This is a genomic window from Pseudomonas sp. GW821-FHT01E10, assembly GCF_059422365.1.
In genome coordinates, this window is the sequence record NZ_JBWKWT010000004.1 from 46937 (window position 1) to 70714 (window position 23778).

At 59.6% G+C, this 23778-nt stretch carries 18 protein-coding genes and 1 tRNA gene; 7 read left to right on the forward strand and 12 right to left on the reverse strand.

What is annotated here, in order from left to right; all coding sequences use genetic code 11:
* Positions 1 to 55 precede the first annotated feature (55 nt).
* Entirely contained in the window at positions 56 to 1357 is a 1302-nt protein-coding gene (locus tag AC07V0_RS09410; RefSeq protein WP_086945063.1) for a leucine-rich repeat-containing protein kinase family protein, read from the forward strand.
* Positions 1358 to 1509: 152 nt separating this feature from the next.
* Here the strand turns inward: AC07V0_RS09410 and AC07V0_RS09415 are convergent, their stop codons facing one another.
* Entirely contained in the window at positions 1510 to 2214 is a 705-nt protein-coding gene (locus tag AC07V0_RS09415) for a YebC/PmpR family DNA-binding transcriptional regulator (RefSeq protein ID WP_007940960.1), read from the reverse strand.
* Positions 2215 to 2446: 232 nt separating this feature from the next.
* On the opposite strand from AC07V0_RS09415, the gene AC07V0_RS09420 reads away from it, so the two are divergent.
* Positions 2447 to 3877: a type VI secretion system Vgr family protein gene (locus tag AC07V0_RS09420; protein ID WP_086945064.1), complete on the forward strand. Its 1431-nt coding sequence runs from the start codon at positions 2447 to 2449 to the stop codon at positions 3875 to 3877.
* Positions 3878 to 3979: 102 nt separating this feature from the next.
* Here the strand turns inward: AC07V0_RS09420 and AC07V0_RS09425 are convergent, their stop codons facing one another.
* Positions 3980 to 4843, reverse strand: coding sequence for a LysR substrate-binding domain-containing protein (locus tag AC07V0_RS09425; RefSeq protein WP_018925434.1), 864 nt, complete (start codon positions 4841 to 4843; stop codon positions 3980 to 3982).
* A gap of 113 nt (positions 4844 to 4956) precedes the next feature.
* Here AC07V0_RS09425 and AC07V0_RS09430 point away from each other — a divergent pair, with 113 nt between their 5' ends.
* The 3 genes from AC07V0_RS09430 to AC07V0_RS09440 all read left to right on the forward strand — a co-directional run bounded on the left by AC07V0_RS09430 (position 4957) and on the right by AC07V0_RS09440 (position 7754).
* Entirely contained in the window at positions 4957 to 6066 is a 1110-nt protein-coding gene (locus AC07V0_RS09430; RefSeq protein ID WP_086945065.1) for a 2-aminoethylphosphonate--pyruvate transaminase, read from the forward strand.
* Positions 6067 to 6185: 119 nt separating this feature from the next.
* On the forward strand, positions 6186 to 7013 hold the full coding sequence (gene phnX / locus AC07V0_RS09435; protein WP_086945066.1) for a phosphonoacetaldehyde hydrolase: 828 nt from the start codon (positions 6186 to 6188) through the stop codon (positions 7011 to 7013).
* Positions 7014 to 7205: 192 nt separating this feature from the next.
* A complete protein-coding gene (locus AC07V0_RS09440; protein WP_018925431.1) occupies positions 7206 to 7754 on the forward strand; it encodes a cytochrome b in 549 nt (182 codons plus the stop codon).
* On the opposite strand, the gene AC07V0_RS09445 is transcribed toward AC07V0_RS09440, so the two are convergent.
* A complete protein-coding gene (locus AC07V0_RS09445; protein WP_086945067.1) occupies positions 7751 to 8683 on the reverse strand; it encodes a 1-aminocyclopropane-1-carboxylate deaminase/D-cysteine desulfhydrase in 933 nt (310 codons plus the stop codon). The two genes, AC07V0_RS09440 and AC07V0_RS09445, sit on opposite strands and share 4 nt — an antisense overlap.
* A gap of 202 nt (positions 8684 to 8885) precedes the next feature.
* Entirely contained in the window at positions 8886 to 10925 is a 2040-nt protein-coding gene (locus tag AC07V0_RS09450; RefSeq protein ID WP_086945068.1) for an oxidoreductase, read from the reverse strand.
* A 208-nt stretch (positions 10926 to 11133) separates the two neighbouring features.
* Here AC07V0_RS09450 and AC07V0_RS09455 point away from each other — a divergent pair, with 208 nt between their 5' ends.
* Together AC07V0_RS09455 and AC07V0_RS09460 are read left to right on the forward strand one after the other, a co-directional pair.
* A complete protein-coding gene (locus tag AC07V0_RS09455; RefSeq protein WP_086945069.1) occupies positions 11134 to 12264 on the forward strand; it encodes a carbon-nitrogen hydrolase family protein in 1131 nt (376 codons plus the stop codon).
* A gap of 3 nt (positions 12265 to 12267) precedes the next feature.
* Positions 12268 to 13353, forward strand: a complete 1086-nt coding sequence (locus AC07V0_RS09460) for an AraC family transcriptional regulator (RefSeq protein ID WP_018925427.1) — start codon at positions 12268 to 12270, stop codon at positions 13351 to 13353.
* 291 nt (positions 13354 to 13644) lie between these two features.
* Here AC07V0_RS09460 and AC07V0_RS09465 read toward each other — a convergent pair whose 3' ends face one another.
* The 8 genes from AC07V0_RS09465 to tig all read right to left on the reverse strand — a co-directional run bounded on the left by AC07V0_RS09465 (position 13645) and on the right by tig (position 23373).
* The gene (locus AC07V0_RS09465; protein ID WP_064618906.1) at positions 13645 to 14502 is read right to left on the reverse strand and encodes a DUF2242 domain-containing protein; all 858 of its coding nucleotides are present in this window, start codon (positions 14500 to 14502) and stop codon (positions 13645 to 13647) included.
* A gap of 282 nt (positions 14503 to 14784) precedes the next feature.
* Positions 14785 to 16656, reverse strand: coding sequence for a SurA N-terminal domain-containing protein (locus AC07V0_RS09470; RefSeq protein ID WP_086945070.1), 1872 nt, complete (start codon positions 16654 to 16656; stop codon positions 14785 to 14787).
* A gap of 102 nt (positions 16657 to 16758) precedes the next feature.
* Positions 16759 to 16835 (reverse strand) — tRNA-Asp (locus AC07V0_RS09475).
* Between the two features lie 53 nt (positions 16836 to 16888).
* Positions 16889 to 17161, reverse strand: coding sequence for an HU family DNA-binding protein (locus tag AC07V0_RS09480; protein WP_002552737.1), 273 nt, complete (start codon positions 17159 to 17161; stop codon positions 16889 to 16891).
* 150 nt (positions 17162 to 17311) lie between these two features.
* The gene (lon, locus tag AC07V0_RS09485) at positions 17312 to 19708 is read right to left on the reverse strand and encodes an endopeptidase La (RefSeq protein WP_007940400.1); all 2397 of its coding nucleotides are present in this window, start codon (positions 19706 to 19708) and stop codon (positions 17312 to 17314) included.
* A gap of 232 nt (positions 19709 to 19940) precedes the next feature.
* Positions 19941 to 21224, reverse strand: coding sequence for an ATP-dependent Clp protease ATP-binding subunit ClpX (clpX, locus tag AC07V0_RS09490; protein ID WP_018925424.1), 1284 nt, complete (start codon positions 21222 to 21224; stop codon positions 19941 to 19943).
* 106 nt (positions 21225 to 21330) lie between these two features.
* Positions 21331 to 21969: an ATP-dependent Clp endopeptidase proteolytic subunit ClpP gene (gene clpP, locus AC07V0_RS09495; RefSeq protein ID WP_018925423.1), complete on the reverse strand. Its 639-nt coding sequence runs from the start codon at positions 21967 to 21969 to the stop codon at positions 21331 to 21333.
* Between the two features lie 93 nt (positions 21970 to 22062).
* The gene (gene tig / locus AC07V0_RS09500; protein ID WP_026286355.1) at positions 22063 to 23373 is read right to left on the reverse strand and encodes a trigger factor; all 1311 of its coding nucleotides are present in this window, start codon (positions 23371 to 23373) and stop codon (positions 22063 to 22065) included.
* Positions 23374 to 23778 lie beyond the last annotated feature (405 nt).

Sequence of the window (23778 nt, forward strand, 5' to 3'; positions counted from 1 at the left end):
TGTCGCCCATTTCCAGGCCCCAGCGCCTTCCTTCAGATCAATAGCGAACCTGCCTATGCACACCCTCGCACAACTGCGCGCCGGCCAACTGTCGGGTATCACCCGCCTGGACCTGGTCTGTGGCCTGACCGAATTCCCCCGGGAAATCTTCGACCTGGCGGACTCGCTGGAAGTGCTCAACCTCAGCGGCAACGCCTTGCGCAGCCTGCCGGACGATCTGCACCGCCTGACCCGTTTGCGCGTGCTGTTCTGCTCGGACAATCAGTTCACCGAACTGCCCGCCTGCCTCGGCCAGTGTACGGCGCTGACAATGATCGGTTTCAAGGCCAACGCCATCGAACACGTGCCGGCCGCCGCCCTGCCGCCGCTGTTGCGCTGGCTGATCCTGACCGACAACCGCATCACGGATCTGCCAACCGAACTGGGCGAGCGCCCGTACCTGCAAAAACTCATGCTCGCCGGTAACCGCTTACAGCGTTTGCCCGAGAGCCTGAGCCACTGTCATCGACTTGAACTGATCCGCATTGCCGCCAATCAGCTCACCGAGCTTCCCGAATGGCTGCTGACCCTGCCGGGCCTGACCTGGCTGGCGTACGCCGGTAACCCATTGGAAACCGAAGCCGATGCGGCCGCACTTGAAGCCACGACGAGCATTCCCTGGTCCGAGCTGAGCCTGGAGCAGAAACTCGGCGAAGGCGCGTCGGGGGTCATTCATCAGGCGCTGTGGGAGCAGACAAAACAGGTCGCGGTAAAACTCTACAAAGGCGAGATGACCAGCGACGGCTCGCCGTTGCACGAAATGAACGCCTGCATCACCGCCGGCATCCACCCTAACCTGATCCGGGTCGAAGGGCGGATCGTCGGGCACCCACAGGCGCAAGCCGGGCTGGTGATGCAACTGATCGATCCGAGCTACCGCAACCTGGCCAGCCTGCCGAGCCTGGCGTCCTGCTCCCGCGACATCTATGCCGACGACACCCGGTTCAGCGCCGGCGTGGCAATGCGCATCGCCAGTGGCATCGCCTCGGTGGCCGAACACCTGCACCGTCAAGGCATCACCCACGGCGACCTCTATGGCCACAACATTCTGTGGAACGAGCATGGCGATTGTCTGTTGGGGGATTTTGGTGCGGCATCTTTCCATGCCACCTCGGACAGCCTTGAAAGCCGCGCGCTGCAACGGATCGAGGTACGGGCGTTCGGGATTTTGCTGGGAGAATTGCTGGAGCGGATCGACTCAGGGTTGAGCGCTGAACAGCGGGTCGCGTTAGAGGATTTACAGCAGCGCTGCTGTCAGCCGGATGTGTTGGCGCGGCCGGGGTTCAGTGAGGTGGTGCGGGAGTTGAATGGATCCTGACCCGCAAAGATAGAACTGTGGCGAGGGGGCTTGCCCCCGTTCGGTTGCGCAGCAGCCGTCGCTTTTGGGGTCGCTTCGCAACCCAACGGGGGCAAGCCCCCTCGCCACAAGCAAGCCCTCGCCACAGGTTAAATCACAACGGTCAGAACCGCTTAACCCGCCAACCCGACAAACATGTCCTGCACGTCATCGTGGTTATCGAGGCCTTCGAGGAACGCTTCGACTTCTGCCATCTGCTCGTCGCTCAAGCCGCTCACCGGGTTCTTCGGCTGATAACCCAACTTGGCCGACAACACGGTGAAGCCTTGCTCCGGCAGCGCTTTCTGTACCGCATCCAGGTCCGCAGGGTCGGTCAGGAACAGCGTCGCGCCGTCTTCGCCCGGCTCGAAATCCTGGGCGCCGGCTTCGATCGCGGCCATTTCCGGATCGGCGTCAGGGCTGTCCGGGGATGCCTCGATCATGCCGACGTGGTTGAAGTCCCAGGCCACCGAACCGGAAGCGCCCAACTGGCCCTTGCGGAACGCCACGCGGATTTCAGCGACGGTGCGGTTGATGTTGTCAGTCACGCATTCAACGATCAGTGGCACCTGATGCGGTGCGAACCCTTCATACGTCACGCGATGGTATTGCACGGTTTCGCCGAGCTGGCCGGAGCCTTTCTTGATCGCGCGTTCCAGGGTTTCGCGAGGCATCGAGGCTTTTTTCGCCTGTTCGACCACCAGACGCAGGTGTGCGTTGGTGGCGGTATCGGCACCGTTGCGCGCAGCAATGGTGATTTCCTTCACCAGTTTGCCGAAGATCTTGCCCTTGGCGTTGGCTGCCGCTTCTTTGTGTTTAACCTTCCACTGTGCGCCCATTACTCACTCTCTTGATCTGTGGCGCCGAGACATCTATTGGCCGACGCGTAGCGCAAGTTTATACGGCCTAAAGATGCCAATCGACCAAAAAATTCCAACATCTTCAGCCCACGACGGGTCGACATCTTCACCAGCGTTTGTAGGGCGATTCTGAAAAGTCGATTTGCGGTGACGCTTCAGGGCTATGGTTTCGTACCCTCTGCGCCCGTTCTCCAAGGCAGAAGCGCGCTCGATGCACAACGACAAGGAAAGCCCCTACACCCTGACACTCCTCGACAGCGGTCTGAGTTTGCAGGTGTTGCAGTTCAATGGCCGCGAGGGCCTCAACCAGCCCTATCGATTCGACATCGAGGTGATCGGCCTCGCGCCGGCGATGAACCTGGATCGGTTGCTGCAACAGCCGGCGTTCCTGAGGCTGTCGGCTGATCAGGGCATTCACGGCGTGATCCACAGCGTCAGCCGCGAACATCGCGGCCCGTATCGGGTCGGCTACTCACTGGTGCTGGCGCCCCATCTGCAACGACTTCAGTTGCACAGCTCGCGTCGGGTTTTTCATCGTCTCAGCGTGCCGGCGATCATGCGTCAGTTGCTGGAAAAGCATCAGCTGCCCGAGCACAGCTATCGCTTCGACCTGACCTGCGGCCACTACCCGCTGCGGCCCTTTTGCATTCAGTACGATGAGAGCGATCTGGCCTTCATGCAGCGGCTGTGTGAAGAAGAAGGCATCCACTTCCACTTCGAACATCAGCACGACGGGCACGTGCTGGTCCTGGCCGATGACAGCCTGAGTTTCCCGCAGGAACCGCTGCTGATGCCGTTCCATGCCGACGTGTTCAACGACCCGCTCTTGCCGGCGATCAGCGAACTGTTCCAGCGCCATGACCCGGACCCCGCCCCGGCACAATGGGATGCCAGAAACCGCGGCGCGCACGTGATCGGCGACGGCGCGGCCAACCACCCGCTCACCGGAACGGGCCCGGTTACGGCAAGACCTGCGCCCGAACAGCTTCATCGCGAACAGCTGGGCCGCCGCTCGCTGGAACGCCTGCGTTGCCAGCACCGGCAGATCCACGGCCAAAGCACCCTGAACGAGCTGCGCAGCGGACGAATCGTACAAGTGGCGCAGCACCCGCTCTCGAGCTTCAACGATCAGTGGCTGCTCACCAACATCCAGCACCAGGGGCAGCAGCCGTCGATTCTCGCCGAGGACAAGCCCGACCATGACATTGCCGGGCGCTACAGCAATCGTTTCACCGCCATTCCCTGGTCAACGGTGTTCAGGCCGGCGCTCAAACAGGTCAGGCCGAGCATCCCGGGCTACCAGACCGCCCGGGTGCTGGGCCCCGTCGGGCAGCCGGCAGCGCTCGACGAGCAAGGCCGAATACAGGTCTGCTTGTGGCCGAAACCGGGGTTCGAGGCGGATGAGTCCGTTGGGCTCTGGCTACCGATCGCCCTCGCAGCACCGGACGGTAGGATCGATCCGTCCAGGCTGCCCTTGGCCGGCACCGAAGTGTTGGTCAGTTTTCTCGACAGCGACCCGGACCGACCGGTGTTGTGTGCCGGCATGAGCCACCTCCAGCCTTCCCGGCCCGCTCCCGAACCACGCCGCGATGCGCATCTGCTGCTCGGCTGGCTGATCAACCGCTCGGATCCCATGCCGTGATTTTACCGGGCCGCTCCCACAGGAATTTATGCTGGCCGCCAACCTTGTGTACGACGCAAAACCTGTGGGAGCGTGGCTTGCCCGCGATAGCCACGCCGCGGTCTACCCGACGGGCGCCAACCCAAAAAACGCCTGTATCAAGCGCAAATCCCGCCGCCGTTCCATACAACCGATCATGTGCCGATTGACCAGCCCCTCGCCAATGATCGGCACCGCCGCCACCCGTGGGTCGTGGCTGACTTCCACCGACGACACCACGCCCACGCCCAACTCGGCGGCCACTGCCTCGGTCACGGCCTCGCGACTGTCCAGTTCCAGCAACACCCGTGGATTGACCCCGGCCTGAACGCACGCCTCGTCGAACGTGCGCCGGGTAATCGAACTCGGCTCGCGCAGCACCATGATCACCTGATCCAACGCCTTGAGCGGCAGCCCTTGCGACTGCTGCGCCCACGGATGGCCCGCGGGCACCAACGCGCAAATCCTCGACTCGCTCAACCCTTGCAGATGCAACCCTTTGCGCGGCTCCACTTCGGTCAGCACCGCCACGTCGGCATGCTCCGACAGCAACGCCGCGAGGGTTTCCTGGGCATTGCCCAACCGCAGGTTCACGGTGATCCCCGGATAACGCGCACGCAGGCTGGCGAGCATCGGCATGACCATGTGCGGGCCATCCGCCGCCACTTCCAGGCGCCCGGTGAGTAGCTGCCGGTTGGCCTCCAGCATCGCCTGCGCTTCTTCGGCCAGGCCGAACATTGCCCGGGTGATCGCCGCGAGCCTGGTGCCCTCTTCCGTCAACTCGACCCGCCGCGCGGTGCGGCGCAGCAAGGTGATCTGGTAGTGCTCCTCCAGCGCCTTGATGTGCCCGGTGACCGCTGGTTGGCTGATAAACAGGCGCTCGGCGGCGCGGGTGAAGCTGCCCTCTCGGGCCACGGCATCGAAGGCACGCAGCTGGAACAGATTCATGAATAACTCTCACTGATGGCTGGCATAACAACAAACAATTTGATTGATAGCACGCCGAATTGCAATTTATGCCCCGTAGTTTCATCCCACCGAGCTTTTGCAAGGACACAAGAATGCGTACTGCCGAGCCCATCCTGCTCACCCCCGGCCCATTGACCACATCGCAACGTACCCGTCAGGCGATGATGGTCGACTGGGGTTCATGGGATGACCGCTTCAACCAATTGACCGCCAGCCTGTGCGAGAAATTGCTGGTGATCATCAACGCCGGCGACAGCCACCACTGCGTGCCCCTGCAAGGCAGCGGCACGTTCGCGGTCGAAGCGGCGATCGGCACGCTGGTGCCCCGGGACGGCAAAGTCCTGGTGCTGATCAACGGCGCCTACGGCAAACGCCTGGCGAAGATCTGCGAAGTGCTCGGCCGTTCGTTCAACACCTTCGAAACCGCCGAAGACGAGCCGACCACCGCCGTCGACGTCGACCGCTTGCTGCGGGCCGACGCCAGCATCACCCACGTCGCCTTGATTCACTGCGAAACCAGCACCGGCATCCTCAACCCACTGGCAGAAATCGCCCACGTCATCGAGCAGCACGGCAAACGCCTGATCATCGACGCCATGAGCTCGTTTGGCGCCCTGCCGATCGATGCGCAACAGGTGCCTTTCGACGCCCTGATCGCCGCCTCGGGTAAATGCCTGGAGGGCGTGCCGGGGATGGGCTTCGTTTTCGCTCGCAAAGAAGCGCTAGCGAACGCCGCCGGCAACTCGCACTCGCTGGCGATGGACTTGTTCGATCAGCACACCTACATGGCCAAGACCGGTCAATGGCGTTTCACCCCGCCGACCCACGTGGTCGCGGCGCTGCACGAAGCCTTGCTGCAATACCACGAAGAAGGTGGCTTGCCCGCCCGGCATCAGCGCTACGCCAACAACTGCCAGGTGCTGCTCGATGACATGGCCAAACTCGGCCTGCGCAGCTTCCTGCCCGCGGCGATCCAGGCGCCGATCATCGTTACCTTCCATGCGCCGAAAGACCCGCGCTATCAGTTCAAGGAATTCTACGAACGGGTCAAGTCCAAGGGTTTCATCCTCTACCCCGGCAAACTGACCCAGGTCGAAACCTTCCGGGTCGGCTGCATCGGCCACGTCAACCAGGCCGAAATGCACGCAGCGGTGGCGGCCGTGGCCGAGGTGCTGCGCGAGATGGAAGTCATCGAAATCTAAACCACCACTGTTCCCTGTAGGAGCGAGGCTTGCCCGCGAATGCAGACGACACCGGTGCGTCAGTTAAACCCTGTAATCGTTCTTCGCGGGCAAGCCTCGCTCCTACAGAGATCAGAGACATGAACTATGTAAACCCAACCAAACTGCAAGCCGCCATCCTCGACTGGGCCGGCACCGTGGTCGACTTCGGCTCCATCGCCCCGACGCAGATTTTCGTCGAAGCCTTCGCCGAGTTCGACGTCCAGGTTTCCATCGAAGAAGCCCGTGGGCCGATGGGCATGGGCAAGTGGGACCACATCCGCACCCTGTGCGATCAGCCATCAGTTGCCGAGCGTTATCGCCAGGTGTTCGGCCGCACGCCGACCGACGATGACGTCACCGCCATCTACCATCGCTTTATGCCGCTGCAGATCAAAAAAATCGCCGAACACTCGGCACTGATTCCGGGCGCCCTGGACACCATCGCCAACCTGCGTCAGCAAGGAATCAAGATCGGCTCGTGCTCCGGCTACCCGAAACAAGTCATGGACAAAGTGGTGGAACTGGCCGCCACCAACGGCTATGTCGCCGATCACGTGGTCGCCACCGACGAAGTGCCCAACGGCCGCCCATGGCCCGCTCAGGCCCTGGCCAATGTGATTGCGCTGGGCATCGACGACGTCGCGGCCTGCCTGAAGATCGACGACACGGTGCCGGGCATTCTCGAAGGTCGCCGTGCCGGCATGTGGACCGTGGCGTTGATCTGCTCCGGTAACGCGCTGGGTCTGGACTACGAAGGTTATCGCGCGCTAAGCAGCGACCAACTGGCCAGCGAACGCAAGCGCATTCATGCCCTGTTCGAAGGCTCGCGACCGCACTACATGATCGACACCATCACCGATTTGCCCGAGGTGATCGCCGACATCAACAAGCGCCTGGCCAACGGCGAGATGCCGCAAGCCAACTGATCGCACCCCTCGCCTCATAATACAAGCGCCAGTTCCTTGGATGGAACTGACGCTTTTTTGTGGTCGATCACTTGATTTAGAGCATTGAGCGGCCCATTTGCCTCGGGCAAATCCTGCGAAACAGGATTACAGTTAGTGCACGCCGTCGAACAAGAACGGTGACTTCAGACCAGAATTGTGAGGAAACACCGTATGCCCTGGAAGAATTCCGAATCACGCTACAGCACCGTATCGATCGCGCTGCACTGGTTGATGCTGGTTCTGTTAATACTGGTCTACGCCTGTATCGAATTTCGCGGGATCTTTCCCAAAGGCAGTGGCGGCCGAACGCTGATCAAGGAAGCGCACTTCATGCTCGGCCTGACCGTGTTCGTGCTGGTCTGGTTGCGGCTGTTCGCCCGCAGCCTGGGGCCGGCACCGCAGATATTCCCCGCCTCCCCTCGCTGGCAAACCGTGGTTGCCAGGCTGATGCATTGGGCACTGTATATTTTCATGATCACCGTGCCGGTTCTGGGTTGGCTGACTACCAGCGCCGAGGGGCATCGGGTGATGTTCTATGGCGTCGACTTGCCATTGCTGATCGAAGAAAACAAACCGCTGGCCAAGCAGTTCCAAGGCTGGCATGAGCTCGGCGCCACCATCGGTTATTGGCTGATCGGGTTGCACGCGGTGGCCGGGATTTACCACCACTATGTGGTGCGCGATAACACCTTGCTGCGGATGATGCCCAAACGCGGTTAATCGCGACCGCTTTGCTCGAAACCCCGGCGGCCCTGCAGGCCGCCGGTGTGGATGAAGATCAGGCGCGTGCCTTGGGGAAATTTACCAGCTTCGACTTGTTGCTTGAGAGCCATGAGCGCTTTGCCGGTGTACAGCGGCTCGAAAAGAATGCCGCTGGCCTGTTCGGTCTGCTCGATGAATGCAAGCAGCTGCGGATCGACTTTGGCAAAACCGCCACGGCTGGCGTCCAGTAGTTCATACAAGGGATCGACCCAACCGGCTTCCCGCCCGATCATCTCGACCTGCTGCGCCACGCCATGATCATCGGGCACCGCCAGCGCGCCATACACCGGGTGTTCACCCGCCTCGGCCAGCACCAGACCGGCCAGGGTCGTGCCCGTTCCGCAGGCCAGCCACCAGCCGTCGTAATGGCTCCAGCCCAGACCACTCAGTTGCTCGCGGGCCTGCGCCACCAGCTGCATGCAGCCCTTCGCCCCACGCAAGCCACCACCACCTTCCGGCACCGGTTGCAGCTCGGGATACTGCGCCCGCCACGGCTGCCAGAAACCCGGCTCATGCCGCGCTCGATAACCGCCATAACCCAGCCAGTGCAACTGCATGCCGAACGCCTGCAAGTCCTTTACTGTCGGGGTGTCTTGCGGATGCCCGCGCAGCAAACCGACCGTGGTGAACCCGAAGCGCTTGCCTGCGGCGGCCAATGCGTGGAGATGGTTGGAGTGAGCACCGCCCAGGCTGATGATGCCTTGGGCGCCGTTCTGGTCGGCGGCTTTCAGGTGTTCGATGAGTTTGAACCACTTGTTGCCGCTGATCAGCGGGTCGATCTGGTCCAAACGCAGGATGGCGACGTCGATGCCGGCGGTGGTGAGCCAGTCGAGGTGAAGGGGTTCGAGAGGGGCTTGGGGGAGCCAGTCTGTTGGAGGGGAAAGCATTGATGCGTTACGTTCTGACGAAAAACAGGAGTCTATCAGCCAGCACGATCCCTGTAGCAGCTGCCGAAGGCTGCGTTCGGCTGCGAAGCAGTCGTCAATCCTGACACCTCGGTTTATCTGGAATACCGCGATGGCTGATTTTGCGACTGCTGCGCAGCCGAACGCAGGCTGCGCCAGCTGCTACAAGGGATAGCTGCGAACGTTAGAGTTCAGCCGCCAACCGCGACCCCTGGTTGATCGCACGCTTGGCATCCAGCTCCGCCGCCACGTCCGCGCCGCCGATCAAGTGCACGTTCTGCCCGGCCGCAACCAGACCGTCGTGCAACTCGCGCAATGGATCCTGCCCGGCGCAGATCACGATGTTGTCCACCGGCAGCACCTGCGGTTCGCCGCTTTCGCCGATGCGGATGTGCAGGCCTTCGTCGTCGATCTTCAGGTACTCGACGCTGTTGAGCATTTGCACCTTTTTGTTCTTCAGACCGGTGCGGTGAATCCAGCCGGTGGTCTTGCCCAGGCCATCACCGACCTTGGAGGTCTTGCGTTGCAGCAGGAATACTTCGCGGGCCGGCGCATGCGGCGCAGCCTTGATGCCCGCGACACCGCCACGCGCTTCAAGGTGCGTATCGATACCCCACTCCTTCCAGAACGCGTCGCGGTCCTGACTGGTGGCCACGCCTTCGTGCACGAGGAATTCCGACACGTCGAAACCGATACCGCCAGCGCCGATTACCGCGACGCGTTTGCCCACCGGTTTACGCTCGAGGATCACGTCCAGATAGCTCAGCACCTTGGCGTGCTCGACACCCGGAATCGCCGGCACCCGCGGCGCGATGCCGGTAGCGAGGATGATTTCGTCGTAACCGCCCTCGACCAGCTGCGCCACGTCCACACGGGTGTTCAGGCACAGCTCGACGTTGCTGGTCTGCAACTTGCGGTTGAAGTAGCGCAGGGTTTCGAAGAACTCTTCCTTGCCCGGCACGCGCTTGGCGATGTTGAACTGGCCGCCGATTTCGCTGGCCGAATCGAACAGCGTCACCTGATGACCGCGCTCGGCCGCCACGGTGGCGGCGGACAGCCCCGCGGGACCGGCGCCAACCACGGCGATTTTCTTGATCTGCTGCACCGGCAGGTAATTGAGTTCGGTTTCATGGCAGGCCCGCGGGTTCACCAGGCAACTGGTCAACTTGCCGCCGAACGTGTGATCCAGGCAAGCCTGGTTGCAACCGATGCAGGTATTGATTTCATCGCCACGGCCGGCCGCCGCCTTGTTGACGAAGTCCGGGTCGGCGAGGAACGGTCGCGCCATCGACACCATGTCGGCATCGCCTTCGGCCAGGATCTGCTCGGCGACTTCCGGGGTGTTGATGCGGTTAGTGGTGATCAGCGGAATACTCACCGAACCACGCAGTTTCGCCGTGACCTTGCTGAACGCTGCACGCGGCACTTTGGTGGCAATGGTCGGAATCCGCGCTTCGTGCCAGCCGATGCCGGTGTTGATGATGGTCGCGCCCGCCTGCTCGATGGCCTTGGCTAACTGCACGATTTCTTCCCAGGTGCTACCGCCTTCCACCAGGTCGAGCATCGACAGGCGGAAGATAATGATGAAGTTCGGGCCGACCGCTTCGCGCACCCGACGGACGATTTCCACCGGCAGGCGCATGCGGTTTTCGTAGACACCTCCCCAGCGGTCAGTGCGATGGTTGGTGTGGGCCGCGAGGAACTGGTTAATGAAATAACCTTCGGAACCCATGATCTCGACGCCGTCGTACTCGGCTTTTTGCGCCAGGGTCGAGCAGGTAACGAAATCGCTGATCTGCTTCTCGATGCCTTCCTCGTCCAGCTCTTTAGGCTTGAACGGGTTGATCGGCGCCTGGATCGCGCTCGGCGCCACCTGTTTCGGGCTGTAGGCATAACGCCCGGCATGCAGGATCTGCATGCAGATCTTGCCGCCCGCCTCGTGCACCGCGCGGGTGACGATCCGGTGTTTGAGCGCTTCTTCATCGGAGGTCAGCTTGGCCGCGCCCGAGTAAACCCCACCCTCATCGTTCGGGCCGATACCGCCAGTGACCATCAGGCCTACGCCGCCACGGGCACGTTCGGCAAAGTACGCGGCCATGCGCTCGAAACCGCCGGGTTTTTCCTCGAGGCCCGTGTGCATCGAACCCATCAGGGTACGGTTGCGCAACGTGGTAAAACCCAGGTCCAGCGGGGCCAACAGGTGCGGGTAATGAGCGGCGGCCATCGGTAACTCCACAACGAGCGATCACGGAAAATTTGCAGGAGCTCTTCGGCCCCCGTCAGTCATGTTCGACAGACTAAGAGTCGCACCGCTGTCACTCAATGACCGTAACTGACAACTTATTGATCCAAATGCGCAGCGCCCCTTGGCAAGCGCTGGCATGGGCCCTACCCTAGTCGCGAACCCTGCACACGGCCGCTGACTGTTTTCCATGCGCAAACTTCTGTACCTGACCCTCTCCATGGCGTTGATCGCCGTTCTGACGACCTACGCGATGTGGGCCGCGGACCGTCCGGTGGGTCATTACCTGTCGGACCTGCGCATCAATCTCGCGGTCGATCAGGGCACACCCGCCGATCGTGGCAATCTGCTGGGCATCCAGCCCGAGCTGTTCCCCACCGACTATCAAAGCCCTGAACGCCTGCACCGCAAGCTCGCGGCCTATTTGCAGAAGGCCCAGGACCAGGGCCTGCTGAATGAAAAAACCATCGTCGTACTGCCTGAACATGTCGGCACCTGGCTGATGGTCAGCGGCGAGAAAGACGAGCTGTACCAGGCCACCACCCTCAAGGAAGCCATGAACTGGTTGGCGGTGAGCAACCCGCTGCAGTTCATCCGCGCCCTGATCAGCGCCGAAGGCAGCAACCGTCTCGACGACGCGCACTTGCGGATGAAAGCCAAACGCATGGCCAAGGATTACCAGGCGCTGTTCGGTGGCCTGGCGAAAGAATTCCACGTGACCCTGGTGGCCGGTTCCATCGTGCTGCCCGAGCCGAGCGTCAGCGACGGCACCCTGCACATCGGCCACGGTGCGCTGTACAACAGCAGCGTGGTGTTCAGTCGCGACGGTCTGCCAATCGGCCAGCCCCAGCGACAAGTGCACCCGACGTTCGCTGGACGTGGCACGCTCCAAGGCAACTCCGATCATCCGGTCAACGTCGTCGACACCCCGGCCGGACGCCTCGGCGTGCTGATCGGCAGCGACAGCTGGTACCCCGACAACTACCGCAAACTTGACGCCCAAGGCGCGCAACTGGTGGCGGTCCCGGCGTTCGTCGTCGGGCGTGGGTCCTGGGATCAACCATGGCGCGGCTATAGAGGCCTGCCCGCGCCGGGCTCTGTCAGCCTCAAGGCCGGCGAACTCAGCGAAGGTCAGGCCTGGCAGCGGCTGACGCTGACCGCCCAACCACCGGCCAGCCAGAGCATCGCCGGCATGAGTGTGTTCCTGCGCGGTCAGTTCTGGGACAAGAGCAGCGCCGGTCAAAGCTTCCTCAGCAGCAACGGGCAGCATTTCGCCGACAGCGATGCCCGCGGCGCGCAATTGCTGAACCTCTGGTTGTAAGCGATGAAACCGCAGCCGATGCGCCTCGGGGATCTGTCGGTGGGCTTCGTCCATAGCCTGGCCGACGCCGTGCGCAGCCATGGCCTGGACCCACAACCGTTGCTGGAACAGTACGGCCTCGACGCCGCGCGACTGGCCGAAGCCGGTGCCCGCCTGTCGATCCCGCGCTACATGCGTCTGGGCCACGGCGCTATTCAACTGACCGACGACCCGGCGCTGGGTTTGCGCATGGGCCAGCTCAGTCGCCTGAGCCAGGCCGGCTTGGCCGGCGTCACCGCCGCCCAGGCTCCCACCGTGCGCGAAGCGGCGCGCTGCCTGATTCGTTTCGAAGCGCTGTACGGCTCCAACTATCGAGGCCAGTCGAGCTTTCACGAAGACGCCCAAGGCGCCTGGCTGCGGTTCTATTCGATCAGCCCCTACAACGCCTACAACCGCTTCGTGGTGGATTCGATCATCGCTGGCTGGTTGCAGCAATTGTCCAGCGTGAGCCCTGCCCCACTGCGCGCCGAACGAATCGAGATCGAATTTGATGCACCGGATTACCTTGAGGCCTATGCCGTACTCGGCGACTGTCCGATTCAGTTTGGCGCCGAACAGAATCAACTGCGCCTGGGCCTGGACAGCCTCGCCCAGCGCAACCCGGAGCACTGCCCGAGCACCTGGCGGCACCTGCTGCAACTGTGTGAACGGGAACTTGAGCAACTGACACGCACCCGCAGCCTGCGTGAACGCATCACTCAGTTGCTGGGCCCGTTGCTCAATGGTGGCCGGGAACCCGACCTGGAAGAAGTGGCGGCACGCCTGAAGCTGCCAACCTGGACCTTGCGCCGCAAACTCACCGAGGAAGGCACGCAATTTCGTGCAATTCTCAACGATACACGTCGTGACCTGGCCATGACCTACATCCGCGACACTGAACTGGCGTTCGGCGAAATCGCCTATCTTCTGGGGTTTGCCTCAGCCGAAGCCTTTCAGCGCGCTTTCAAACGCTGGAACGGCCAGACGCCCGGCGAGTTTCGCCGCAGTCAGCGTAATTACAGCTCGGTAGCGTCTTCGGCCGGTTCCAGCGGGTCCAGTTCAAAGGCCTGATACTCGAGCAGTTCTTCTTGATAATCGTCCATTATTAAACCCCCATCGCTTGTTGAAAAAATCGCTTGAATAAATGACCAACGCCTTGAGCATAAAGTGCCCGCATGAAAGAAAAATGACGCGGGTACGACACTACGTCGCTACTGAATAAAACGTAGCAGGTGGTCAGGAATTTATCACTGGATTTTTCGACACGGACTGTGGGAATACAGCCCGACTTGATGTGGATCAGTCTTGAAGGACGTTACGGGAGCGGTATCGTCTGACCCGCCCCCATAACAAGCAAGCCCATTACTGGCCGGAGACAGGTATCGCCGAAATCGGCTCGGTCGGCGGCGGCAGCGTGCTCGAGTCCGCTACTGGAGTGACCGTTTCCGTGGACGACGTCGGCTCGGTGCTCTTGGCCGGGGTAATCGGCGCTGTTTCAGCAGGCGGCACAACAGGCTCCGAAGTGGCAGGCGCGGCGGCAGGTGCGGGCTCGGCTGCCGGCGCTGGTGCAGGTGCAGGTGCAGGTTCTGCCGCCGGTGCCGGGGTTGGCGCCAACTGAGCGGGGGCAGCCTTGGCTTCAGGCATTCCCAGTTCGGTTTTCGGCTTCTCGATAATGTGCGCGGCCTTCTTCGCTTCCGGCGGCAGGAACAGTTCGACCAGGGTAAAGAAACGCTCGTAGAACTTGGCCGAGGACACGGTTTCACTGGCGACCTTGACCATCGAATCATCGGACGAGCCGATCGGCATCGATACCGAGCCCAATACGCCGACGCCGAGGCTGGCGGAGTTGTTGGTCTTTTTCAGCGCATATCGGTCCTGCAGGGCGTTGGCGAACATGGTCGCATGGTGCCCCTCGCTGCCGTCATCGGCACAAACCACACTGAAGCTGATCTCCATATGGGTTTCGCCGGTCTGCTGGAAGCTCTTGTGCCCACTGACCAGTTTCGGATCGCTGCTGGTGATGATGTAACCCTGGCTAAGCAAGGCCCGACGGGCGGCTTCGCAGGTTTGCGCATCGGTCACCGGGTAGCTGCGCGAAAACGTTCCCGAGTCGTCGAAGTTCTCATGCTCATAGATGGCGGCCTTCTTCGACGAACAACCGGCAGCGGCGGCCAGCACCAAGGCCAGCCCTACAACACGCATGGGAATTGATTTAAACATTGAACATCCTGAGGAAAACGGTTCGAGGCGTATTGTGCAACAGATCGATGCTTAGCGGAGCAACGATTGTCTAAAACGGCTACAGATTCATTGACCATCATCTCGGGAGAAAGTCCCGCCGGAGCAAAAATCAAAAAATCACCGCCCGTGGCAGCGCCTAAAGATGACCGCGCGCGCCCCCCTGAAAGCGCTAGCGCAGGCTGCGATCTTTTCGTTTCCCTCATAAAAAAACCCCAACCTTTCGGCTGGGGTCCTTTGTGTCGCGCAAAACTCAGTCAGGCATCAGAAACGCTTGATCTCAGCCTCACGCTCCAGCAGCTTGCGGTAGGCCGCGAAGTCTTGCTGGCCAATGCGCGAGGCGAGGAAGCGACGGTATTGAGCCTTCTCTTCTTCGGTCGGCGCAGCGCCTTCATTCACGCCGTTCAGACGCACGACCACCAGGCTACCATCGGCCAGGGTCACGCTGCTGAAGGTCGGCTTGTCCTTGGAGACTGGCTTGGGCATGCGGAACAACGCTTGCAGCACGGTTGGGTCGACCCCTTCCTGAGCGCGAGTCGCGGTTGCGGTAACTTTCCAGTTCTGACCATCGATCGCCTTGTCCAGTGCAGTCTTGCAATCACGCAAGCTGGCGATCAGTTGATCGGCCTTGGTCTTGGCGGCGGCACTGGCGTGCTCCTTGGTCAATTGCACGCGGATGCTGGCAGCCACGCTTTCCAGCGGCAGTTGCTCAGGCTTGCGGTGCTCCTTGGCGCGCAGCACGATCACGGTTTCCGGATCCAGCTCGATGGCGGTGCTGTTGGCACCCTCATCCAGCACTTCAGGACTGAATGCAGCGGTCACCACGGCACGATTGGCCGCAACGCCTTCGCCACCTTCACGGCCGAATGGCGCGGACGTGTGAACGGTCAGCTTCAGGTCTTGTGCCGGCTGGGCCAGATCAGAGGACTCGAACGAGGAGTCTTCCAATTGCTTGGTCGCTTCGACGAAACGCTGCTCGACTTGCTGGGTTTTCAACTCGCGGGTCAGCTTGTCTTTCAGGCTGGCGAACGTTGGCACTTCAGGCGCTTCGACACCCAACAGCTTGATCAGGTGGAAACCGAAGTCAGTGCGAACCGGCTCCGAGACCTGATCCTTGGCCAACGAATACAGGGCTTTTTCAAACGCTGGATCGTAGACGCCCGGACCTGCAAAACCGAGGTCACCGCCGTTGTTCGCCGAACCTGGATCCTGGGAGAACTCCTTGGCCAGGGCCTCGAAACTCTCGCCCTTGGCCAGGCGCGCCTGAACTTCTTCGATCTTGGCCTTGGCTTGCGCCTCGGTCACCTTGTCGTTCACTTCGATCAGAATGTGCGCAGCCCGGCGTTGCTCGGACAGGTTCGCGGTTTCTTTCTGATACGCCGCTTGCAAGTCTTCGTCCTTGACGCTGACCTGATCGAAGAAGGATGCCTTCTTCAATTCAAGGTAATCGATGACCACCTGATCCGGCGTCATGAACTCCTTGGCGTGTTCGTCGTAGTAGGCCTTGACCTCATCGTCGGTCAGTTTCACTGCCGCCGGGTCTGCCTTGATGTTCACGGTGGCGAAATCACGGGTCTGCTTTTCCAGACGGGCGAAGGCCAACACCTGTGCATCGGTGACGAAACCGCTACCGGCCAGGCCAGCGCGCAGCTGACCGATCAGCATTTCCTGAGCCAGCATCTGACGGAATTGCAGACGGCTGTAGCCCAGTTGACGGATGACCTGGTCGAAACGCTCAGGGCTGAACTTGCCGTTCACCTGGAACTCAGGCGTTTGCAGGATCACCTGATCCAAAGCGGCTTCGGAGAAAGCGAATTTCGATTTTTCTGCGCCTTGCAGCAGCAGTTTGCGATCGATCAGGCCTTTGAGGGCCGATTCGCGCAGCATTTTTTCGTCGAGCAAGGAAGCATCGAAATCCTTGCCCAGCTGTTGCATGAGCTGACGGCGTTGCATATCGACCGCCTGGCTCAGCTCGTTCTGGCTGATTTCTTCGCCGTTGACCTTGGCCGCGTCATTTTTGTGCGTCGTGGCCTTGAAAATAGCGTCGAAACCGGTCAAAGCCATCAGTGCAACGATGACCCCGATAATGGTCTTGGCAATCCAGCCTTGTGAATTGTCCCTGATATTCTGCAGCATGCGTCCCCCAGAAACGGTTGAACTTCAAAATTAGGCAACCGTGGAGCGTGGGTAGAATCCGGATAGAAGAAAGGCGCATCCGAGGATGCGCCTTCTCGTAACTGGCGGAGCGGACGGGACTCGAACCCGCGACCCCCGGCGTGACAGGCCGGTATTCTAACCGACTGAACTACCGCTCCGCTGCCAAGTCAGGAATGACCCCGACCCGGATAGGCAAAAACCTGAATCGAACTTAGTTGACAGCTTCTTTCAGTGCTTTACCGGCTTTGAAACCTGGTTTTTTGGCTGCTGCGATTTCCAGCGTCTTACCGGTCTGTGGGTTACGACCGATGCGAGCTGGACGATCAGTCACGGAGAAAGTACCGAAACCAACCAGAACAACAGAATCACCAGCCTTGAGAGCGCCAGTGACGGATTCGATTACAGCGTCCAGCGCACGGCCAGCAGCAGCTTTCGGGATATCAGCGGATGCAGCGATAGCATCAATCAGTTCCGACTTGTTCACTCTAAGTCCCCTTATATCTATTTGAGTTTGATTCTAAGTTTTTTGGTGAAAGCAAAAAAACGAGTGCTGAATGGCCTACAGACACTTAAGAGCCGCTTTATAACAAGGGCTCTAAAAAACTGTCAAGGAAGCCCCCCAGGCAAATGCGTACTAATGCGTGCTAATTCTTTCCTTAGAGTCAGACTCGCGTTTGTCATCCTTTGCAACGATCTCCGGAACCACATCCGGCAAGGGTTCCGGCGCGTATTGCAGCGCAATTTGCAGGACCTCGTCAATCCATTTAACGGGTTTAATCTGTAGATCTTGCTTGATGTTGTCAGGAATTTCCTTCAGATCGCGTACGTTCTCTTCAGGAATGATCACCGTCTTGATTCCGCCACGGTGAGCAGCCAGCAGTTTTTCCTTCAAGCCACCGATCGCCAGCACCTGCCCACGCAAGGTGATTTCGCCGGTCATGGCGACGTCCGCTCTTACAGGAATGCCAGTCAATGCCGACACCAGGGCCGTGCACATGCCTACACCGGCGCTAGGGCCGTCTTTCGGGGTTGCCCCTTCAGGCATGTGGATATGCGTGTCGCGCTTCTCGTGGAAGTCCAGGGGAATCCCCAGGCTCTTAGCACGGCTGCGAACAACGGTCAGGGCTGCGGTGATCGATTCGACCATCACGTCACCCAGAGAACCGGTCTTGATCAGCTGGCCTTTACCCGGCACGACTGCGGCTTCGATGGTCAGCAATTCGCCGCCCACCTGGGTCCACGCCAGGCCGGTGACCTGACCGATCTGATCCTGCTGTTCAGCCAGGCCGTAACGGAATTTACGCACGCCCAGGAAGTGTTCCAGCATCTCGGCTGTCACCTTCACCGAGAAGCGTTTTTCCAGAGCATGCTCTTTGACCGCCTTGCGGCAAACCTTGGCAATCTGGCGCTCCAGCCCACGTACACCGGCTTCGCGGGTGTAGTAGCGAATGATGTCGCGAATCGCTTCGGCGTCGAATTCCAGCTCGCCTTTCTTCAGGCCGTTGGCAGCAATCTGCTTGGGCGAAAGGTATTTGACGGCGATGTTGATCTTCTCGTCTTCGGTGTAACCCGGCAGACGAATCACTTCCATCCGGTCCAGCAGCGCCGGTGGAATATTCATCGAGTTGGAGGTGCACAGGAACATCACATCGGACAGGTCGTAGTCGACTTCCAGATAGTGATCGTTGAAGTTGTGGTTTTGCTCGGGGTCGAGCACTTCCAGCAACGCCGACGCTGGATCGCCACGCATGTCGCTGCCCATTTTGTCGATTTCATCGAGCAGGAACAGCGGGTTACGGACGCCCACCTTTGTCATCTTTTGAATCAATCTTCCTGGCATCGAACCGATATAAGTCCGGCGATGACCACGAATTTCCGCCTCATCGCGCACGCCACCGAGGGCCATGCGGACGAATTTGCGGTTGGTGGCATGCGCAATCGACTCCGCCAGAGAGGTTTTACCCACCCCTGGAGGACCGACCAGGCACAATACCGGGCCGCGAATCTTCTTCACGCGCTTCTGCACGGCGAGGTATTCGAGGATCCGCTCTTTGACTTCTTCCAGACCGTAGTGGTCGGCGTCGAGAATGTCTTCGGCACGGGCCAGGTCCAGGCGCACTTTGCTCTGGGCTTTCCATGGCACTTGAACCAGCCAGTCGATGTACGAACGCACCACGGTCGCTTCCGCGGACATTGGCGACATTTGCTTCAGCTTGTTCAGTTCGGCCTGAGCCTTGGCCAACGCATCTTTCGGCAGACCGGCGGCATCGATGCGCTTTTTCAGCTCTTCGATTTCGTTGTGGCCTTCGTCGCTGTCACCCAGCTCTTTCTGAATGGCCTTCATCTGCTCATTCAGGTAGTACTCGCGCTGGCTGCGCTCCATTTGCTTCTTAACGCGGCCGCGAATGCGTTTTTCGACTTGCAGCAGATCGATCTCGGCATCCAGCAACGCCAGAACGTGCTCGACCCGGGCCGACAAATCGATGATTTCGAGGATTTCCTGCTTCTGCTCGATCTTCAGGGCCATGTGCGCGGCCATGGTGTCGACCAGGCGGCCCGGCTCGTCGATGCTGTTGAGCGACGACAGGACTTCAGCGGGGACTTTCTTGCCCAGCTGCACATATTGTTCGAATTGAGCCAGCAGGCTGCGGACAAACACTTCCGATTCGCGCTCTGGCGCTTCGGTTTCGTCGATCAACGAGACTTCGGCACGGCAGTGGCCGTCGACTTCGCTGAAGCGCTCCACGGCGCCCCGCTGCTCGCCTTCGACAAGAACCTTGACGGTGCCGTCAGGCAGTTTGAGCAGCTGCAGAACGGTAGCAATGGTGCCTACGCGATAAAGTGCTTCTTCACCGGGATCGTCGTCAGCAGGATTCCGCTGAGCCAGCAGAAGGATCTGCTTGTCGCCCGTCATCGCTGCCTCGAGAGCTTCGATGGATTTCTCGCGCCCCACGAACAGCGGGATAACCATGTGCGGATAAACCACGACATCACGCAATGGCAGGAGAGGCAATTCGATGGTCGTCTTCATGATTTCGCCTCTACGGCGGCCATAAGGCCGTAAACAGATGGAAGTAAGCTTGAAACCAAGATGGGGGCTGTTTTCAAAAAAAACAAGCGGATAAAAGAATCACTTAAAAAATCAGAGCTTACGGTAGCGCCTGCATTTATCCCGGCGCATCCAGAAATTCAGGTTAGCTGCCCCGTCTCCCACAATAGCAAAGGGGCCCGAAGGCCCCTTCTTTATTCCAGCAGTGTGACGCTTAAGCGTCTGGCGCTGCCTTGGCAGTCGGCTCACTGTTCTCATAGAGATACAGAGGCTTGGACTTGCCTTCTATAACGCTTTCGTCGATCACTACTTTACTCACCTCGGACTGCGAGGGGATTTCATACATAGTGTCGAGCAATACACCTTCGAGAATCGAGCGCAGGCCACGGGCACCGGTTTTGCGTTCCAGGGCACGTTTGGCGACCGATTTCAGCGCGTCGGCCCGGAATTCCAGGTCCACGCCTTCCATCTCGAACAGCTTGGCATACTGCTTGGTCAGGGCATTCTTCGGCTCGGTGAGAATCTGCATCAGCGCAGCCTCATCAAGCTCGTCCAGCGTGGCAAGTACCGGCAGACGCCCGACGAATTCCGGGATCAGACCGAACTTGACCAGATCGTCAGGCTCGACTTCACGCAGGGATTCACCGACTTTCTTGCCTTCTTCCTTGCTGCGCACTTCTGCGTTGAAGCCGATGCCGCCACGGGTGGAACGGTTTTGAATAACCTTTTCCAGACCGGAGAACGCACCACCGCAGATGAACAGGATGTTACGGGTGTCGACCTGAAGGAATTCCTGCTGCGGATGCTTGCGACCACCTTGAGGTGGAACGGAAGCGACCGTGCCTTCGATCAACTTGAGCAGGGCCTGCTGCACGCCTTCACCGGAAACGTCCCGGGTGATCGACGGGTTGTCAGACTTGCGCGAGATCTTGTCGATCTCATCGATGTAGACAATGCCCATCTGGGCCTTTTCTACGTCGTAATCGCACTTCTGCAGCAGCTTCTGAATGATGTTCTCGACATCTTCGCCCACATAACCCGCCTCGGTGAGGGTGGTTGCGTCGGCGATGGTGAACGGAACGTTCAGCAAGCGGGCCAGAGTTTCGGCAAGCAGGGTTTTACCCGAGCCTGTCGGGCCGATCAGCAAGATGTTGCTTTTGCCGAGTTCGACGTCGTCATTCTTTTTGTCGCGCTGGTTCAGACGCTTGTAGTGGTTATACACCGCTACGGCCAGAACCTTTTTCGCACGTTCCTGACCAATCACGTACTGATCAAGGATGCCGCTGATTTCTTTAGGCGAAGGCAATTTATGCGCGCTGCTTTCGGCCTGGGCTTCCTGCACCTCCTCACGGATGATGTCATTGCACAGGTCGACGCACTCGTCGCAGATAAAGACCGAGGGGCCGGCAATCAATTTGCGCACTTCATGCTGGCTTTTGCCACAGAAGGAGCAATAGAGCAGTTTGCCGTTGTCCTCGCCGTTGCGGGTGTCAGTCATTCGATCGATCCAAATCCGATAGGCTTGCAACACAAGATGAAGGCAATTGCAGGCTTTTTCAAGCCCGCAGGCGGTCAGTTACCCCGACCACCTACATTTGGGCTGCTTAGGCGGGCATTTTACGCTTGTCGATCACAGAGTCGATCAGGCCATATTCAGCCGCACGCTCAGCGCTCATGAAGTTGTCGCGCTCGGTATCGCGCTCGATGGTTTCGAGGCTCTGACCGGTGTGATGAGCCAACAGCTGGTTCAAACGCGAACGAATGTGGAGGATTTCCTTGGCATGGATGTCGATGTCCGACGCCTGACCCTGGAAGCCGCCCAACGGCTGGTGAATCATCATGCGCGAGTTCGGCAGGCAGAAACGCTTGCCGGCAGCACCACCGGCAAGCAGGAAGGCACCCATGCTGCAGGCCTGACCGATGCAGGTGGTGGAAACGTCTGGCTTGATGAACTGCATGGTGTCGTAGATCGACATGCCCGCAGTCACCGAACCGCCTGGTGAGTTGATGTAAAGATGGATGTCCTTGTCCGGGTTTTCCGCTTCAAGGAACAGCAGTTGCGCCGCAACCAGGTTGGCCATGTAGTCTTCTACCGGACCTACCAGGAAGATCACTCGCTCCTTCAACAGGCGCGAGTAGATGTCATAGGCACGTTCGCCACGGGCAGACTGCTCGATAACCATCGGGACCAGACCGCCTGCGGCCTGGATGTCAGAGCTCTGATAATAAGAATTGCGGGACATGTCTCGCAGTCACTCCCAAATAGTTATGTCTTGAATACGCATAAGCCAGCACGAAGGCTGGCTTATGGTGTGTACTTCTTACCGCAAAACCAATCAGTCGGCTTGTGGAGCTTCTACCGGCTTGACCGCTTCTTCGTAAGAGACCGATTTGTCGGTCACGCTAGCTTTCTGCAGAACAGTATCCACAACTTGCTCTTCCAGCACAACCGAACGGACTTCGTTCAGTTGCTGGTCGTTCTTGTAGTACCAGGACACAACCTGCTCAGGCTCTTGGTAGGCCGAAGCCATTTCCTGAATCATCTCGCGAACGCGGGCTTCGTCAGGCTTGAGGTCGAATTGCTTGACCACTTCAGCCACGATCAGACCCAGCACGACGCGGCGCTTGGCTTGCTCTTCGAACAGCTCGGCCGGCAGTTGGTCAGGCTTGATGTTGCCACCGAACTGCTGAACAGCCTGCACGCGCAGACGGTCGACTTCGTTGGACAGCAGAGCCTTAGGCACTTCGATCGGGTTGGTGGCCAGCAGACCGTCCATCACCTGATTCTTGACCTTGGATTTGATCGCCTGACGCAGTTCGCGCTCCATGTTCTTGCGAACTTCGGTGCGGAAGCCTTCCAGACCGGTTTCCTTGATGCCGAATTGAGCGAAGAACTCTTCGGTCAGCTCTGGCAGTTTAGGCTCGGAAACGGTGTTCACGGTCACGGTGAACTCAGCAGTTTTGCCTGCCAGGTCGAGGTTCTGGTAGTCCTCTGGGAAGGTCAGGTTCAGAACGCGCTCTTCGCCGGCTTTAGCGCCAACCAGACCGTCTTCGAAACCAGGGATCATGCGGCCGGAACCCAGCACCAGCTGAGTACCTTTGGCAGAACCGCCTGCGAACACTTCACCGTCGACCTTGCCGACGAAATCGATGTTCAGCTGGTCTTCGTTCTGGGCAGCGCGTTCGGCCACTTCAAAACGGGTGTTCTGCTTGCGCAGGACTTCCAGCATCTTGTCCAGATCGGCGTCAGCCACTTCGGCGCTCAGGCGCTCGACGGTGATGCCTTCGAAACCGGCAACGGTGAACTCAGGGAACACTTCGAATACGGCTACGTATTCCAGGTCCTTGCCCGCTTCCAGGGTTTTAGGTTCGATCGAAGGCGAACCAGCCGGATTCAGCTTCTGCTCGACGACAGCTTCGTAGAAGGAAGACTGGATCACGTCGCCCACGGCTTCTTGACGTGCATCAGCCCCGAAACGCTGACGGATCACGCTCATTGGCACTTTGCCTGGACGGAAGCCAGCGATCTTGGCCTTTTGGGCAGTCTGCTGCAGACGCTTGTTGACCTGAGTCTCGATGCGCTCAGCCGGCACGGTGATGCTCATGCGGCGCTCAAGAGCAGAAGTATTTTCAACAGAAACTTGCATGGATATTCCTCGTTGCACAGACGTTAGCCGGCCGTTTCCGACCCCAGAATCAAGGGCATGCATTCTAGTGGGTCAAACTCAAGAAGTCACCCTACTGAAAACGGGTAAAAAAACAGCAGGCAATTTATAGGCGGGGACAAACGGTTGTGCCTCGCCCTGTTAGCAAATACAGCCAATCAAGCCAGGGCTCTGCACCCACCTTCCTATATATAGAAGGAATCGGCAATCCGTCCCTGACAGCCAACCCCGCGAGGGGATCGGCGGGCAAATCAGGCATCATCGAGAAACATAAATACGACGAAGCGACCTGCCCCTGCGGCCCACAACCTGCAGCCACCGGCACTCAAACCACTGAAACAAAAAAGGCGCCAGACTGTTAAATCTGGCGCCTTTCGGAATATGGGG

What these genes read in the sequence shown, in the direction of transcription:
- AC07V0_RS09410 (WP_086945063.1), top strand. Translation starts at nt 56, where the DNA reads ATGCACACCCTCGCACAACTGCGCGCCGGCCAACTGTCGGGTATCACC.
- AC07V0_RS09415 (WP_007940960.1), bottom strand. Translation starts at nt 2,214, where the DNA reads ATGGGCGCACAGTGGAAGGTTAAACACAAAGAAGCGGCAGCCAACGCC.
- AC07V0_RS09420 (WP_086945064.1), top strand. Translation starts at nt 2,447, where the DNA reads ATGCACAACGACAAGGAAAGCCCCTACACCCTGACACTCCTCGACAGC.
- AC07V0_RS09425 (WP_018925434.1), bottom strand. Translation starts at nt 4,843, where the DNA reads ATGAATCTGTTCCAGCTGCGTGCCTTCGATGCCGTGGCCCGAGAGGGC.
- AC07V0_RS09430 (WP_086945065.1), top strand. Translation starts at nt 4,957, where the DNA reads ATGCGTACTGCCGAGCCCATCCTGCTCACCCCCGGCCCATTGACCACA.
- phnX (WP_086945066.1), top strand. Translation starts at nt 6,186, where the DNA reads ATGAACTATGTAAACCCAACCAAACTGCAAGCCGCCATCCTCGACTGG.
- AC07V0_RS09440 (WP_018925431.1), top strand. Translation starts at nt 7,206, where the DNA reads ATGCCCTGGAAGAATTCCGAATCACGCTACAGCACCGTATCGATCGCG.
- AC07V0_RS09445 (WP_086945067.1), bottom strand. Translation starts at nt 8,683, where the DNA reads ATGCTTTCCCCTCCAACAGACTGGCTCCCCCAAGCCCCTCTCGAACCC.
- AC07V0_RS09450 (WP_086945068.1), bottom strand. Translation starts at nt 10,925, where the DNA reads ATGGCCGCCGCTCATTACCCGCACCTGTTGGCCCCGCTGGACCTGGGT.
- AC07V0_RS09455 (WP_086945069.1), top strand. Translation starts at nt 11,134, where the DNA reads ATGCGCAAACTTCTGTACCTGACCCTCTCCATGGCGTTGATCGCCGTT.
- AC07V0_RS09460 (WP_018925427.1), top strand. Translation starts at nt 12,268, where the DNA reads ATGAAACCGCAGCCGATGCGCCTCGGGGATCTGTCGGTGGGCTTCGTC.
- AC07V0_RS09465 (WP_064618906.1), bottom strand. Translation starts at nt 14,502, where the DNA reads ATGTTTAAATCAATTCCCATGCGTGTTGTAGGGCTGGCCTTGGTGCTG.
- AC07V0_RS09470 (WP_086945070.1), bottom strand. Translation starts at nt 16,656, where the DNA reads ATGCTGCAGAATATCAGGGACAATTCACAAGGCTGGATTGCCAAGACC.
- lon (WP_007940400.1), bottom strand. Translation starts at nt 19,708, where the DNA reads ATGAAGACGACCATCGAATTGCCTCTCCTGCCATTGCGTGATGTCGTG.
- clpX (WP_018925424.1), bottom strand. Translation starts at nt 21,224, where the DNA reads ATGACTGACACCCGCAACGGCGAGGACAACGGCAAACTGCTCTATTGC.
- clpP (WP_018925423.1), bottom strand. Translation starts at nt 21,969, where the DNA reads ATGTCCCGCAATTCTTATTATCAGAGCTCTGACATCCAGGCCGCAGGC.
- tig (WP_026286355.1), bottom strand. Translation starts at nt 23,373, where the DNA reads ATGCAAGTTTCTGTTGAAAATACTTCTGCTCTTGAGCGCCGCATGAGC.